The organism is Serratia sp. CY82433 (assembly GCF_052166535.1).
Classification (GTDB): domain Bacteria; phylum Pseudomonadota; class Gammaproteobacteria; order Enterobacterales; family Enterobacteriaceae; genus Serratia; species Serratia sarumanii.
The window spans coordinates 121482-136135 of record NZ_JBJNOR010000006.1 but is presented as its reverse complement, the minus strand read 5'-3'; the positions used below and the strand labels follow the sequence as shown (position 1 = coordinate 136135).

Annotated in this window: 13 protein-coding genes; 6 read left to right on the top strand and 7 right to left on the bottom strand. The window is 59.8% G+C overall.

The window, feature by feature from the left end:
* Positions 1-7: 7 nt before the first annotated feature.
* From ACJ8PI_RS21490 to ulaA, 4 genes are read right to left on the bottom strand one after another with little or no spacing between them, the layout of a single operon-like run.
* Positions 8-664: a 3-keto-L-gulonate-6-phosphate decarboxylase UlaD gene (locus ACJ8PI_RS21490; protein WP_033636325.1), complete on the bottom strand. Its 657-nt coding sequence runs from the start codon at positions 662-664 to the stop codon at positions 8-10.
* Between the two features lie 16 nt (positions 665-680).
* Entirely contained in the window at positions 681-1148 is a 468-nt protein-coding gene (gene ulaC, locus ACJ8PI_RS21485) for a PTS ascorbate transporter subunit IIA (RefSeq protein WP_060453125.1), read from the bottom strand.
* 10 nt (positions 1149-1158) lie between these two features.
* The gene (gene ulaB, locus ACJ8PI_RS21480) at positions 1159-1467 is read right to left on the bottom strand and encodes a PTS ascorbate transporter subunit IIB (RefSeq protein WP_033636327.1); all 309 of its coding nucleotides are present in this window, start codon (positions 1465-1467) and stop codon (positions 1159-1161) included.
* A gap of 14 nt (positions 1468-1481) precedes the next feature.
* Positions 1482-2879 (bottom strand): PTS ascorbate transporter subunit IIC, encoded by a 1398-nt coding sequence (gene ulaA / locus ACJ8PI_RS21475; RefSeq protein WP_033636328.1) that lies wholly within the window; start codon positions 2877-2879, stop codon positions 1482-1484.
* 354 nt (positions 2880-3233) lie between these two features.
* Here ulaA and ulaG point away from each other — a divergent pair, with 354 nt between their 5' ends.
* The 6 genes from ulaG (at position 3234) to glpD (ending at position 9150) form a co-directional block, all read left to right on the top strand.
* Positions 3234-4298: an L-ascorbate 6-phosphate lactonase gene (gene ulaG, locus ACJ8PI_RS21470; RefSeq protein WP_033638612.1), complete on the top strand. Its 1065-nt coding sequence runs from the start codon at positions 3234-3236 to the stop codon at positions 4296-4298.
* Between the two features lie 112 nt (positions 4299-4410).
* Entirely contained in the window at positions 4411-5166 is a 756-nt protein-coding gene (ulaR, locus tag ACJ8PI_RS21465; RefSeq protein WP_033636329.1) for an HTH-type transcriptional regulator UlaR, read from the top strand.
* 84 nt (positions 5167-5250) lie between these two features.
* Positions 5251-5577, top strand: a complete 327-nt coding sequence (gene glpE / locus ACJ8PI_RS21460; protein ID WP_019455180.1) for a thiosulfate sulfurtransferase GlpE — start codon at positions 5251-5253, stop codon at positions 5575-5577.
* A 171-nt stretch (positions 5578-5748) separates the two neighbouring features.
* On the top strand, positions 5749-6585 hold the full coding sequence (glpG, locus tag ACJ8PI_RS21455; RefSeq protein WP_039569119.1) for a rhomboid family intramembrane serine protease GlpG: 837 nt from the start codon (positions 5749-5751) through the stop codon (positions 6583-6585).
* 50 nt (positions 6586-6635) lie between these two features.
* Complete coding sequence (locus tag ACJ8PI_RS21450; RefSeq protein WP_004930797.1) at positions 6636-7394, top strand: DeoR/GlpR family transcriptional regulator; 759 nt, start codon at positions 6636-6638, stop codon at positions 7392-7394.
* A 247-nt stretch (positions 7395-7641) separates the two neighbouring features.
* Positions 7642-9150, top strand: coding sequence for a glycerol-3-phosphate dehydrogenase (glpD, locus tag ACJ8PI_RS21445; protein WP_060429255.1), 1509 nt, complete (start codon positions 7642-7644; stop codon positions 9148-9150).
* A gap of 63 nt (positions 9151-9213) precedes the next feature.
* Here glpD and glgP read toward each other — a convergent pair whose 3' ends face one another.
* From glgP to glgC, 3 genes are all read right to left on the bottom strand, one after another.
* Entirely contained in the window at positions 9214-11661 is a 2448-nt protein-coding gene (gene glgP, locus ACJ8PI_RS21440; RefSeq protein WP_033636332.1) for a glycogen phosphorylase, read from the bottom strand.
* A 141-nt stretch (positions 11662-11802) separates the two neighbouring features.
* A complete protein-coding gene (gene glgA, locus ACJ8PI_RS21435; RefSeq protein ID WP_164134867.1) occupies positions 11803-13233 on the bottom strand; it encodes a glycogen synthase GlgA in 1431 nt (476 codons plus the stop codon).
* 135 nt (positions 13234-13368) lie between these two features.
* On the bottom strand, positions 13369-14646 hold the full coding sequence (gene glgC, locus ACJ8PI_RS21430) for a glucose-1-phosphate adenylyltransferase (protein WP_033636334.1): 1278 nt from the start codon (positions 14644-14646) through the stop codon (positions 13369-13371).
* Positions 14647-14654: the final 8 nt, after the last annotated feature.

The following is a 14654-nucleotide window of genomic DNA, read 5'->3' as shown; positions in this document are numbered from 1 at the left end:
CCGCTCCTCAGCCCCACAGCTGGGCAATGACGGATTTAAATTCCCGCGCCGCCGCGACCGGATCGGCGGCATCGCGAATGCTGCGTCCGGCGATAAAGACGTGGATGGGAATGCCCTGGAACAGAGGCAAATCCTCCAGCGCCAGTCCGCCGGTGACCGTCACCTTAAAACCCATCTCGCTCAGGCGACGCACCGCGCGGATATCGTCTTCGCTCCATGCGACCCCTGCGGCCTGCGCATCGCGGCTGCGGTGGTACACCACCTGACCCATTCCCGCTTCACGCCACGCCTGCGCCTGTTCCCAGGTCCAGAACCCCGTCAGTTCGATCTGTACGTCGCCACCGAACTCATGCGCCACCTGCAGGGCGCCCTTGACCGTATTGATGTCGGCACAGCAGATCACCGTGATCCAATCGGCATGCGCCTCGAAGCACATTCGCGCCAAAATCTGACCCGCATCGGCGATTTTTGCGTCCGCCAACACGATGCGATCCGGATACAGCGCTTTCAGATCGCGTACGGCGCGCACGCCTTCCGCCACGCACAAAATAGTGCCGACTTCGATGATGTCGACTTCGGCCGCGATCAGGCGAGTCGTATCGTAAGCCGCGGCCATGGACAGGTTATCCAGCGCCACCTGCAACATCGGTAAATGCGTGTTCATTGTTTGTCTCCTTCAATCAATTCGCCGCCGTAGACGTTTTGTCGATCAACGCCAATACCTCGCTCGCGTGGCGACAGGCCCGCAAGCGATCGAAGTTCGCCTCATCTTCAAACAGATTCACCACTTGCATGATCCCCACCTCCTGATGCGTTTTGGCGTCCACCGCCGCCAGGGTGATCAAGATGTCTATCGGATCGTTGTCCTCATCGCCGAAACACACCGGCGTTTTCAAGGTGACCAAGGCGAAGCCGGTTTTCAGCACCCCTTCCTCCGGCCGGCCGTGCGGCATCGCCAGGCCCGGCGCCAGCACGAAGTAAGGGCCGTGCCGTTCGACGCCGGCCAAAATGGCGTCGAAATAGCGCGGTTCCACCACCCCGGCAGCCACCAGCAAATCGACGCCCAACCGCACCGCCTGCCGCCAGTCAGCAGCCTCCGCCTGCAGTTGGATGGTGTTGTTTTGCGCCAACGAATCGCTCAGCTTCATCACTCGCTCCTTACTGCTTCAAATCTTGCGGAAAATGCGTGCCGATAACTTCCATCAGCTTCGGGCCGAAGTCCGCCGCCGAGAGCATATTGCGCACCCCAACCACATATTTGTTGCCGCTCACGACGATTTCGTCGGCGACATGGGTGGAAGCAATGATGATGTCGGCCCCGTTCAACTCGGATTTGTATTCCCCCACCGCACAGCTGTTGACCGAATGATTCACACCTTGCTGCGTTAAAAATTGGTCGACTTTCATTTTCATGATCATGGAACTGCCTTGCCCGCAACCGCATACCGCCAGGATTCGTACCGTCATAATCTGCACTCCTATTAACGTGACGCTGGTTCAACCGATTGTTTTTCAGCATCTTCTTCCGCACGCAGGGTGCGTCCGGCGAAGAACATGTACAGCAGGGCGATAACGATCACCACACCCATAAACCACAGGCCCAGACTCAGCCCCTGCATCAGCGGCGGCGCCAGAATCGACCAGTCCGCCATGCCCATCCAGGCGCTTAGCCCGGTCAGTTTGATGGCCCACACGCAGCCGAAGATCTCTATCATTCCCATCACCAGACAGATCTTCATCGCCGCGCGCCAGCCGCCGAAGTGGTTAGCGAATACGCCGATGGTGGCGTTAGAAAAGAACATGGGAATGAAACCGGGAATGATCATGATGGAAGAGCCGAGCGCCAACAGTATGCCGACGGCGATCAGTTGGCCGATGGTGCCCCACATAAAACCCCACACCACGGCGTTGGGCGCGAAGCTATAAATGGCGGCGCAGTCGATGGCCAGTACCGCGCCGGGGATCAGACGTTGGGATATGCCGTTAAAGGCCTCGGTCAATTCGGCGACGAACATGCGCACGCCCTGCACGATGATGAAAATCGCCACCGCGAACATCAGCCCGGTTTGCAGGATATAGATGCTCCAGTGGGTTTTACCGGCCATCGCCTGCAGAGTGTCCAAGCCGAACGAGCACAGAATGATGCCGAAAAACAGCGTCATCACGATGGCGGTGGACACGATGTTGTCATGGAAAATGTTCAGCCACCCGGGCAGCTTCAGATCTTCCACGCTGTCCTCTTTTTTACCGAGATACGGTGCGGCCTTGTAGGCCAGCCACGAAGCGAACTGCTGTTGATGCCCGATCGAGAAGCCGCTGTTTTCCGTTACCGCCTGCGTCGGCTTGAACATCATGTTGGAGGTGATGCCCCAGTACAGTGAAGCCAATAGCGCGCTGCACAATACCGTCGTCCACATGCCGTAACCCAGAATGTAGAAAAATACCGCGATCAGCCCGACCTGCTGAAACATGATGTGGCCGGTGAGCATGATGGTACGAATCCCGGTAATACGCCGCAGCAGTACGTAGAGAATGTTCAGCGCCAATGCCAGCAATACCGCGTAGCCGACCCAGCTGTAGGCGTCCCCCATACGTTCGATGGTGGCCATCATCGAAGCATAGGTGTCCGAAATCGCCCCGTTGATGCCGTATACCTCGGACAACTTCGCCACAACCGGTTTGAACGTGCCGGTCAGGATGCCGGAGCCGGCCTGCAATAACATGAAACCGATAATGGTCTTGATCGTGCCTTTGATGATGACCGCCGCGCTTTTGCGCAGCAACGTGTAACCCAGCAGTGTAACCAGCCCCAGCAGCAGCGGCGCATTGGTCATCACCTGGTTAAAAAAGACGGTGAAGATGGTGTAAAGGGTTTCCATACGGCTCTCCCGGAAAGGTTGGCGTGCAGGTAACGCTTTCACCATATCAATCACCAACAATCACAAAAAGATCATAAATGATTATTTGTGAACAACCTCGCAAGATAAAAATCAATTCCACTAACATTCAATGAATTAGGCAACACTCATTTTATTACCCATTGAATTTAATAGCAGTAACCAGGAGAAGCATAAGCGCCATGGGCAGTGTCGCACGCGAATAAGGCGGCGTTAACGGGAGTTAAGATCGTTGTCAGCTGAAAAAAACGATGCTAGATTCAATCAAAACAAGTCACATAAAATCTAAATGTGATTACTTATGATTTTATCATCACCGACAATGAGGGAAAACCCATGAGTAAAGTCAACGACATCACCCGCGAGTCCTGGATATTGAACACCTTTCCCGAATGGGGCACTTGGCTGAACGAAGAGATAGAGCAGGAGAAAGTCGCGCCCGGCACCTTCGCCATGTGGTGGCTGGGCTGCACCGGCATCTGGCTCAAGTCTGAAGAAGGCGCCAACCTGTGCGTCGATTTTTGGTGTGGCACCGGCAAGCAGAGCCACGGCAACCCGCTGATGAAAACCGGCCACCAAATGCAGCGCATGGCGGGGGTGCGGAAACTGCAGCCGAACCTGCGCACCACCCCATTCGTACTCGACCCGTTCGCCATCACCCAGCTCGACGCCGTGCTGGCCACGCACGATCACAACGACCATATCGATGTGAACGTCGCGGCGGCCGTGTTGCAGAACTGTCCCGACTCCGTCCCGTTTATCGGGCCGAAAAGCTGCGTGGATATCTGGATCGGCTGGGGCGTGCCGCCGGCGCGCTGCATCACCGTCAAACCTGGCGACGTGATAAAAATCAAAGACGTCGAAATTCATGCGCTGGATGCTTTCGATCGCACGGCGCTGATCACATTACCGGTGGAACAAAAGGCCGCGGGCGTACTGCCGGACGGCATGGATCTGCGTGCGGTCAACTACCTGTTCAAAACGCCGGGCGGCAACCTTTATCACAGCGGCGATTCTCACTACTCCAACTATTACGCCAAGCACGGCAACGATCACCACATTGATGTCGCCCTCGGCTCCTATGGCGAGAACCCACGCGGCATTACCGACAAGATGACCAGCGCCGACATCTTGCGCATGGCGGAATCGTTGAACGCCAAGGTCGTGATCCCCTTCCACCACGATATTTGGTCGAATTTCCAGGCAGACCCGCAGGAGATCCGCGTGTTGTGGGACATGAAAAAGGATCGGCTCAAGTACGGTTTCAAACCCTTTATCTGGCAGGTTGGCGGCAAGTTCATCTGGCCGCAGGACAAAGACAATCTGGAATATCACTATCCGCGCGGGTTCGATGATTGTTTCACCCAGGAACCCGACCTGCCCTTCAAGTCTTTCTTGTAATCAACCGGTGTTGCATACTGATGCGCGCTTTTGAACGGCAATGATTCAAATCGTCAAACGGCGCGCATATAATCGAAGGCAACGACGTTCTTCTCACCCTGATGGAGCCCGCATGACAGAGTCCCAACGCCACAATGCCATTCTCGATCTCTTGCATCGCAAGGGGCAAATCTCCGTGGCGGACGTGATCGCGGCGTTTGACATCTCTCCGGCCACCGCGCGCCGGGACATCAACAAACTGAATGAAATTGGCAAATTGCGCAAAGTGCGCAACGGCGCCGAAGCCACGCAAACCCCGCGCCCGGCCTGGACGCCGCTCAACATCCATCAAACCCAGCATCTCGATGAAAAAATGCGCATCGCGGCAGCGGCGGCGCAACTCTGTCAGCCGGGCGAGAGCGTGGTGATCAACTGCGGTTCCACCGCATTTCTGCTGGGGCGTGAAATTTGCGGCAAGCCGGTTCAGGTGATCACCAACTACCTGCCGCTGGCCAACTACCTGATCGAACAGGACCATGACAGCGTGGTGATCATGGGTGGCCAGTACAACAAGACTCAGTCGATTACCCTGGCGCCTCAGGACGGCGACGCGACGCTGTACGCCGGGCACTGGATGTTCACCAGCGGTATCGGCCTTACCGCCGAGGGTTTGTATAAAACGGATATGCTGACCGCCATGGCGGAGCAAAAGATGCTCAACTACGTCGGTAAACTGGTGGTGCTGGTCGACAGCAGCAAAGTCGGCCAACGCGCCGGCATGCTGTTCAGCCGCACCGAGCAAATCGCCATGGTGATCACCGGCCGCGCTGCCAATCCGGCGATCGTTGAGCAACTGCGTCAACAGGGCGTTGAAGTGCTGCTGGTGTGACAAAACCACACCCTTGCTCTGGTCTTAAACGCCGCAGAGTTGGTTACAATAGCGGCGTCCCCCAATTACGAGGCAGTCAGCAGTATGGAACAGTTCGAAGCGATCAACGTTGAGCAAGCGTACGCCCGCTGGAAAGAGGGCAGCGCCGCCCTGGTCGACATCCGCGATCCGCAAAGTTTTGAAGCCGGGCATACGCCGGGCGCCTTTCACCTCACCAACGCCACCCTGTCGGCCTTTATGCAGCAAAACGACTTCGAGCGGCCGGTAATGGTGATGTGCTACCACGGCAACAGCAGCCGCAGCGCGGCGCAGTACCTGCTGCACCAGGGGTTCGACGCGGTCTACAGTATCGACGGCGGCTTCGAGGCCTGGGCCCGCCAGTATCCGCAAGACGTGGAAACCTCTGCCTGATCCCCGCCGCCCGCCGTGCGTCGGCGGGCTTCCCCTTCGATTTTGTGCGCGTTTTCGCGGGTTTTTCGCAGATCCGTTTGCCAGCGCTCAGGATTTCGACGTTATAATCGGCCGTCAGGGTCGCCGGCGGGCAAGCCGCGGCCAAAATCATTCACTTACGACGGAAGAGCAATGGTTAGAGTAATCGCCGTATCCAACCCGCGCCTGGCGCTGGCCTTTGTCGACTATATGGCGACCCAGGGCATCCGGCTTGAGCTGCGCAACAGCGGCGAGGCGGCGGAAATCTGGCTGGCCGACGACGTTCACCTCGAGCAGGTGCAACACGAGCTGCAGCAGTTTCTGACCGATCCGCTCAACCGCCGTTATCAGGCCGCCAGTTGGCAGACCGGCCATACCGACGCCGGCCTGCACTATCAGAGCGAATCCTATCTGCACACCCTGCGCAGCAAGGCCGGGCCGCTGACGCTCGGCGTGATGGTGCTGTGCATTGCGGTCTATATTCTGATGCAGGCGCTGGGCGACGACACCGTGATGTACTGGCTCTCCTGGCCGCAAAACAGCAGCCAATACACACAGCTGTGGCGCTGGGTCAGCCATGCGTTCCTGCACTTCTCCCTGCTGCATATTCTGTTTAACCTGATGTGGTGGTGGTATCTCGGCGGCCAGATGGAAAAACGCCTCGGCGCCGGCAAGCTGTTCGTGCTGGCGGTGGTGTCGGCCTTCTTCAGCGGCTGGGCGCAATCGCTGTTCAGCGGCGCGCTGTTCGGCGGGCTGTCGGGCGTGGTTTATGCGCTGATGGGCTATGTGTGGCTAACGGGCGAACGGGCGCCGGAGCGCGGCCTGATGCTGCCGCGCGGCCTGATGGCGTTCTCGGTGCTGTGGCTGGTGGCCGGATATTTCGATATTTTAGGAATGTCGATCGCCAACGCGGCACACGTAGCCGGTTTAGTGTTAGGGTTATTGATGGCATTTTGGGATACGCGCCATCGCGCACACAACGAACAATAACAGCCGGGAGCTGTGCCCAGCGGGCATAGCGGGCGTTTTAGGGGATTATCGTGAAGCAAACACAGCGTCATGACGCAATTATCGAGCTGGTGCGCCTGCAGGGTTACGTCAGCACGGAAGAGCTGGTCGAACATTTTGACGTCAGCCCGCAAACGATTCGCCGCGATTTGAATGACCTGGCCGACCAGAACAAGATCCAGCGTCACCACGGCGGCGCGGCGCTGCCTTCCAGCTCGGTCAACGCTGCCTATAACGATCGCAAGGTGATGTGGTCGGAAGAGAAGGCCCGCATCGCGCAGCGCGTCGCCAGCCAGATCCCGGACGGCGCCACGCTGTTCATCGATATCGGCACCACGCCGGAAGCGGTGGCCCATGCGCTGATGAACCACAAGAACCTGCGCGTGGTCACCAACAACCTCAACGTCGCCACCCTGCTGACCGCCAAGGAAGACTTCCGTCTGATCCTGGCCGGCGGCGAAGTGCGCACCCGCGACGGCGGCATCATGGGCGAAGCCACCCTGGACTTCATCTCTCAATTCCGCCTCGATTACGGCATTCTCGGCATCAGCGGCATCGATATGGACGGCTCGCTGCTCGAATTCGACTATCACGAAGTGCGCACCAAACGCGCGATTATCGAAAATTCCCGCTGCGTAATGCTGGTCACCGACCACTCCAAATTCGGCCGCAACGCCATGGTCAACCTGGGCAACATGAACCTGATCGACTACCTGTTTACCGACCAGCTGCCGCCGCCGAGCGTGATGAAAATCATCGAGCAGTACGACGTGCAGCTGGAGCTGTGCTGATCCGCCGTTAATCCGCGGGGCGCGCCGCCGCCCCGTTTCCCACCCCCGACGCCCCCTTTTCGACAGCCGTTTGCCCGCCCGCGCCATATCCTTATAATTTATGTGCCTATCATCACCAAACTGTTACCTTTATCACGCCTAAATGTTTTTGTTTGGTTAAGTCTTGGCTTGCTTGTTGGTTTTTGATTACAATCATGAGCGAAAACGAACATGAAAGAGCTATTTCGAACATCTGGAGGAAGATGACGTGGAAACCAAAGACTTGATCGTTATCGGTGGCGGCATCAACGGTGCCGGCATCGCGGCGGATGCTGCCGGGCGCGGGCTGTCGGTACTGCTACTGGAAGCGCAAGACTTGGCCTGTGCTACGTCTTCCGCCAGTTCCAAACTGATCCACGGTGGCCTGCGCTACCTGGAACACTACGAATTCCGTTTGGTGAGCGAAGCGCTGGCCGAACGTGAAGTGCTGCTGAAGCTGGCGCCGCACATCGCGTTCCCAATGCGTTTCCGCCTGCCGCACCAGCCGCACCTGCGCCCGGCCTGGATGATCCGTATCGGCCTGTTCCTGTACGATCACCTGGGCAAACGCACCAGCCTGCCGGGCAGCAAGGGCTTGCGCTTTGGACCAGAGTCGGTGCTGAAGCCTGAATTGAAGCGCGGTTTCGAATATTCCGACTGCTGGGTCGACGATGCTCGCCTGGTGGTGCTGAACGCGCAGGAAGTGGAAAAACGCGGCGGCGAAGTGCGCACCCGCACCAAAGTGACCCGCGCATGGCGTGAAAACGGCATGTGGATGGTGGAAGCGGTCGATATCGACAGCGGCAAAACCTTCACCTGGCGCGCCAAAGGCCTGGTGAACGCCACCGGCCCGTGGGTGAAAAACTTCTTCGACGACGGCCTGAAGCTGAAATCGCCTTACGGCATCCGCCTGATCAAAGGCAGCCACATCGTGGTGCCGCGCGTACACGATCAGCCGCAGTCTTACATTCTGCAGAACGAAGACCACCGCATCGTGTTCGTGATCCCGTGGAATGACGAGTTCTCCATCATCGGCACCACCGACGTGGAGTACAAAGGCGATCCGAAGGACGTGAAGATCGACGAGAACGAAATCGCTTATCTGCTGAAAGTGTACAACGATCACTTCAAGAAGCAGCTGGGCCGCGACGACATCGTCTGGACATACTCCGGCGTGCGTCCGCTGTGCGACGACGAATCCGATTCGCCGCAGGCGATCACCCGCGATTACACGCTGGACGTGCACGACGAGCAAGGCAAGGCGCCGCTGCTGTCGGTCTTCGGCGGCAAGTTGACCACCTACCGCAAGCTGGCCGAGCACGCGATGGAAAAACTGGCCCACTACTACCCAGGCTGCGGCCCGGCGTGGACCAAAAACGCCACGCTGCCGGGCGGTGACATCGGCGGCGATCGCGACGGCTACGCGGCCAAACTGCGCCGTGCACACGGCTGGCTGCCGGAAGCCCTGGCGCGCCGCTATGCCCGCACCTACGGCAGCCAGAGCGAGCTGATCCTGGCCGGCGCCAACGGCCTCGCCGATCTGGGCGAAGATTTCGGCCACGGTCTGTATGAAGCCGAACTGCGCTACCTGACCGAGAAAGAGTGGGTCGTAGAGCTGGACGACGCCATCTGGCGCCGCACCAAGCTGGGCATGTGGCTGGACGAAGCGCAGCAGGCGCGAGTGAAAGCCTGGCTGGCGGAACACGCGAAAACGAAAGCGCTGTCGCTGGCTTCCTGAGCCGCAGCGTAACGAAGAAAGGGCCGGTTATCCGGCCCTTTTCTTTGCTCTTCCTCGCACGCTTTACAGCTTCACCGGCTGAATGTGCCAGATTTCATCCGCATATTCCTGAATGGTGCGATCGGAGGAGAAGTAGCCCATGTTGGCGATATTCAGCACCGCGCGCCGCGTCCACTCGTCCTGATTGAGATACACCTCGTCCACCTTGTCCTGCGTGTCCACGTAGCTGCGGTAATCCGCCAGCAGCTGGTAGTGATCGCCCAGGTTGACCAGCGAGTCGAACAAATTGCCATAGCGTTTCGGCTCTTCCGGGCTGAACACGCCGGTGGCGATCTGCGTCAGCGCCTGATGCAGCTCCGGGTCTTGCTCATAGTACTGGCGCGGGTTGTAACCGTTGCGGCGCAGTTCCTCCACCTGCTCGGCGGTATTGCCGAAGATAAAGATATTCTCCTCCCCTACGTGCTCGCGCATCTCGACGTTGGCGCCGTCCAGCGTACCGATGGTCAGCGCGCCGTTCAGCGCGAACTTCATGTTGCTGGTGCCCGAGGCCTCGGTGCCCGCCAGCGAGATCTGTTCCGACAGATCCGCCGCCGGGATAATGATCTGCGCCAGGCTGACGCCGTAGTTCGGAATGAACACCACCTTCAGCTGGGTATGCACGCGCGGATCGTTGTTGATCACTTTGGCCACGTCGTTGATCAAGCGGATGATCTGTTTGGCGGCATAGTAGGCCGAGGCCGCCTTGCCGGCGAAGATCACCACCCGCGGCACGCGCTCGATCTCCGGATCGTCCAGCAGACGGTTATACAGCGTGATGACGTGCAGCACGTTGAGCAGCTGCCGTTTGTACTCGTGGATGCGCTTGATCTGCACGTCGAACAGCGCATCCGGGTTGACCACCACGTTGAGCGTTTTGGCGATGTACAGCGCCAGCCGCTCCTTGTTCTGCCGCTTGGCGCGCTGCACCGCCTGCAGGAAACTCGGGTAATCGACGTTGGCTTTGATCTCGCTCAGTTGGCTGAGATCGGTGCGCCAGGTTTGGCCGATGCAGTCGTCCAGCACCGCCGCCAGCGGCGGGTTGGCCAGCGCCAGCCAACGGCGCGGCGTCACCCCGTTGGTTTTGTTGCAGAAACGATTGGGGAACAGCCGGGCGAAGTCGGCGAACAGCGACTGCACCATCAGCTCGGAATGCAGGGCGGAAACGCCGTTGACCTTGTGGCTGGCCACCACCGCCAGCCACGCCATGCGCACCCGGCGGCCGTTGGTTTCGTCGATGATCGAGACCCGCGCCAGCAGGTCGTTGTCGCCCGGCGCCACTTCCTGCACCATCTTGAGGAAGTGATCGTTGATTTCGAAAATCAGCTGCAGGTGGCGCGGCAAGATGCGGCCAATCATGTCCAGCGGCCAGGTCTCCAGCGCTTCGCTCATCAGCGTGTGGTTGGTGTAAGAAAACACCTGCTCCACCACTTCCCAGGCGTCGAGCCACTTGAATTTGTGCTCGTCGATCAGCCGGTGCATCAGCTCGGGAATCGACAAGACCGGGTGAGTGTCGTTGAGGTGAATGGCGATCTTGTCCGCCAGGTTGTCGAAGGTTTTGTGCATCAGCCAATGGCGGTTGAGGATGTCCTGCACCGTCGCCGACACCAGGAAATACTCCTGCCGCAGCCGCAGCTCACGCCCGGAGGAGGTCGAGTCGTCCGGATACAGCACGCGCGACACGTTCTCCGAGTGGTTTTTATCCTCCACCGCGGCGAAATAATCGCCCTGGTTGAACTTGCCGAGGTTGATCTCGTTACTGGCCTGCGCGCCCCACAGCCGCAGGGTGTTGGTGGCGTCGGTGTCGAAACCGGGGATCACCTGATCGTAGGCGATGGCCACGACCTCTTCGGTCTCCAGCCAGCGCGCCTTGGCGCCCTCCTGCTGCACGCGGCCGCCGAAGCGCACCTTGTAGCGGGTGTTGTGGCGCGGAAACTCCCACGGATTGCCGTACTCCAGCCAGTAGTCCGGCGACTCCATCTGTTGGCCGTTGACGATGTTCTGCTTGAACATGCCGTACTCGTAGCGAATGCCGTAACCGCGCCCCGGCAGCGCCAGCGTCGCCAGCGAATCGAGGAAGCAGGCCGCCAGGCGGCCCAGACCGCCGTTGCCGAGGCCAGGGTCGTTCTCTTCTTCCAGCAGTTCACCCAGGCTCAACCCCATTTCGTTCAGCGCGTTGTCGATATCCTGATAGATGCCCATCGACAGCAGCGCGTTCGACAGGGTGCGGCCGATCAGAAACTCCATCGACAGGTAATACACCTGCCGCACGTCCTGCGACAGCTGGGCGCGGTTGGAACGCAGCCAGCGTTCAACCATGCGATCGCGCACCGCGAACAGCACGGCGTTCAGCCAGTCGTGCCGGTTGGCGATGGCCGGATCCTTGCCGACGATAAACATCAGCTTATAGGCGATGGAGTGTTTCAGCGCTTCCACACTGACCGTAGGTGAGGTGTAACTAAACGGTGAAGTCATGGCTTTTTAATCCCTTGTAGGGAGCCCAGCCATTCGCCGCGGAATAGCGGGCCCCGCTGAACATGGACGCGGCACGCCGCGCCCCGACAATCAACCCAAACGGCTGCCCGCCGCGCGTCAACCCGAGACGCGAAACGCGGGCTATAAACGTTGATAAAGCGATAAATACTCTTTCGCCGCCACCGGCCAGCCGAAGTCCACGCTCATGGCGTGGCGCTGAACGTGGCGCCAGTGTTTCGGCCGGCTCCACAGCACCATGGCGCGGCGGATGGCGTTGCCCAGCGCGACGGCGTCGCAATCGTCGAACACGAAGCCGCTGGCGGTGCCGTCGGCCAGGTTCTCCAGCGCGCAGTCCACCACCGTGTCCGCCAGCCCGCCGGTGCGGCGCACCAGCGGCAGCGTGCCGTATTTCAGGCCGTAGAGCTGCGTCAGGCCGCAGGGCTCGAAGCGGCTCGGCACCAGAATCACGTCGGCGCCGCCGATGATGCGGTGGGAGAAGGATTCGTGATAGCCGATCTGCACCCCAACCTGCTCGGGATAATCGGCGGCGGCGGCCAGAAACGCCTGTTGCAGCACCGCATCGCCGGCGCCCAGCAGCGCCAGCTGCCCGCCCTGCGCCAGCAGTTCAGGCAGTGCCTGCAGCACCAGATCCAGGCCTTTTTGGCTGGTCAATCGGCTCACCACCGCGAACACCGGCAGCGATTCATCCACCTTCAGCCCCATGGCCTTTTGCAGATGCAGCTTGTTTTTGACCTTGCTTTTCAGATCGTCAGCGTCGTAGCGGGCGCTCAGCCGCGGGTCGCGGGCCGGATCCCAAATGTTGTCGTCCACCCCGTTGAGGATGCCGCTCAGCCTGCCCTGCCGCTGCCGCTCCTGCAGCAGCCCCTCCATGCCGTAGCCGAACTCCGGCCGGGTGATCTCGCGCGCATAGGTCGGGCTGACGGCGGTCACGTGGTCGGCATAAAACAGCCCGGCCTTGAGGAACGACATCTGGCCGTAGAACTCCAGGCCATAAACATCGTAAAACGACGCCGGCAGCCACAGCTCGGTCACGTGATGGGCAGAGAACAGCCCTTGATAGGCCAGGTTGTGCACCGTAAACACCGAGCGCGCCGGGTGGCCGTTGGCGGCCAGATAGGCGCAGCTCAGGCCGGCGTGCCAGTCGTGGGCATGCACCAGCTGCGGGCGCCAGTAGCGATCCAGCCCCTTGGCCAGCTCGCAGGCCATCCAGCCCAGCAGCGCAAAGCGGCGGTGGTTGTCGGGGTAGGCGTACATGGACTGATCGTGGTACGGGCTGCCCGGCCGGTCATACAGCCAGGGCGCATCGATGAGATAGATGCCCACGCCATGGTAGGTGCCGTAACGCAGGCCGACCCGGCCGGCGAACGAGTCGATTTTCGCCACCAGCGAGGTGTCGGGGATGCCGTTGCGTACGTCAGGGAAAGCGGGCAATAGCACCCGAACATCGGCGCCTTCGGCGATTTGCGCCGCCGGCAGCGCGCCAACCACGTCTGCGAGTCCACCCGTTTTCAGCAGGGGGAACATTTCAGAACATACGTGTAAGACCTGCATTATCACTCCTGAAAGTCGGCCGAAGGCCTCTGGATAAGAAATAAAGCAGGCTTGCCGCTGTTATGCGTGCCGCGTTGCGCAAGCCATCGAACCGTTCATCAGGCGGCAGGCTATCGTTCTGCCGCCCACGTTAACTCACAATTTTGACAACATTTCGCGCGTCACCAGCACGATGCCGCCTTCCGAGCGATAAAAACGCTTGCTGTCCTCATCGGCGTTTTCCCCGATCACCATGCCTTCCGGAATGTGGCAGGCGCGGTCGATGATGCAGCGCCGCAGGCGGCAGGAACGGCCGACGTTCACGTCCGGCAACAATACGGTAGAGTCGATGGTGCAGAACGAGTTCACTCGCACGCGCGGGAACAGCACCGAATGCACCACCACCGAGCCCGAGACGATACAGCCGCCGGACACCAGCGAGTTCATGGTCATGCCGTGGCTGCCGGAGCGATCCTGCACGAACTTGGCCGGCGGCAGCGGCTCCATGTGGGTGCGGATCGGCCAGGCGCGGTCGTACATGTCCAGCTCCGGCGTCACCGACGCCAGATCGAGGTTGGCGCGCCAGTAGGCGTCCAGCGTGCCCACATCGCGCCAGTACGGCGGCAGATCGGGGTTGGAGGTCACGCAGGACAAGGTAAACGGATGCGCCCACGCCGCCTGCTGCGCGGTGATTTTCGGGATCAGATCCTTGCCGAAATCGTGGCTGGAGCCGGGGGTCGACATATCCTCTTCCAGCAGCTGAAACAGGTAGGCGGCATTAAAAATATAGATGCCCATGCTGGCCAGCGACATATCCGGGTTGCCCGGCATCGCCGGCGGGTTGGCGGGTTTCTCCAGAAACTCGATGATGCGGTCGCTTTCATCCACCTTCATCACGCCGAATTCGCCGGCTTCGCTGCGCGGCACCGGCAGGCAGGCCACGGTGCACTGGGCGCCCTTCTCGACGTGGTCTATCAGCATGCGCGAGTAATCCATCTTGTAGATATGGTCGCCCGCCAGGATCACCACGTATTCGGCCTCATAGCGGCGGATGATGTCCAGGTTCTGGTACACCGCGTCGGCGGTGCCTTTGTACCAATGCTCGGTGCTGAGGCGCTGCTGGGCCGGCAGCAGATCGACGAACTCGTTCATTTCCTCGTTGAGAAACGACCAGCCGCGCTGAATGTGCTGCACCAGCGTGTGCGACTGGTATTGGGTGATCACGCCGATGCGGCGAATGCCGGAGTTCAGGCAGTTCGACAGGGCGAAATCGATGATGCGGAACTTGCCGCCAAAGTGGACGGCGGGCTTGGCGCGGGTGGAGGTCAAATCTTTCAGGCGCGAGCCGCGGCCGCCGGCCAGGATCAGCGCTACGGATTTAATCGGCAGCTGGCGCGCCAACATCAGGGGGTCTTTATTTTCAAACCTAACCATAGCGGACT

What these genes read in the sequence shown, in the direction of transcription:
- glpE (WP_019455180.1), top strand. Translation starts at nt 5,251, where the DNA reads ATGGAACAGTTCGAAGCGATCAACGTTGAGCAAGCGTACGCCCGCTGG.
- ulaC (WP_060453125.1), bottom strand. Translation starts at nt 1,148, where the DNA reads ATGAAGCTGAGCGATTCGTTGGCGCAAAACAACACCATCCAACTGCAG.
- ulaB (WP_033636327.1), bottom strand. Translation starts at nt 1,467, where the DNA reads ATGACGGTACGAATCCTGGCGGTATGCGGTTGCGGGCAAGGCAGTTCC.
- glgP (WP_033636332.1), bottom strand. Translation starts at nt 11,661, where the DNA reads ATGACTTCACCGTTTAGTTACACCTCACCTACGGTCAGTGTGGAAGCG.
- glgA (WP_164134867.1), bottom strand. Translation starts at nt 13,233, where the DNA reads ATGCAGGTCTTACACGTATGTTCTGAAATGTTCCCCCTGCTGAAAACG.
- ulaG (WP_033638612.1), top strand. Translation starts at nt 3,234, where the DNA reads ATGAGTAAAGTCAACGACATCACCCGCGAGTCCTGGATATTGAACACC.
- ACJ8PI_RS21490 (WP_033636325.1), bottom strand. Translation starts at nt 664, where the DNA reads ATGAACACGCATTTACCGATGTTGCAGGTGGCGCTGGATAACCTGTCC.
- ulaA (WP_033636328.1), bottom strand. Translation starts at nt 2,879, where the DNA reads ATGGAAACCCTTTACACCATCTTCACCGTCTTTTTTAACCAGGTGATG.
- glpG (WP_039569119.1), top strand. Translation starts at nt 5,749, where the DNA reads ATGGTTAGAGTAATCGCCGTATCCAACCCGCGCCTGGCGCTGGCCTTT.
- glgC (WP_033636334.1), bottom strand. Translation starts at nt 14,646, where the DNA reads ATGGTTAGGTTTGAAAATAAAGACCCCCTGATGTTGGCGCGCCAGCTG.
- ulaR (WP_033636329.1), top strand. Translation starts at nt 4,411, where the DNA reads ATGACAGAGTCCCAACGCCACAATGCCATTCTCGATCTCTTGCATCGC.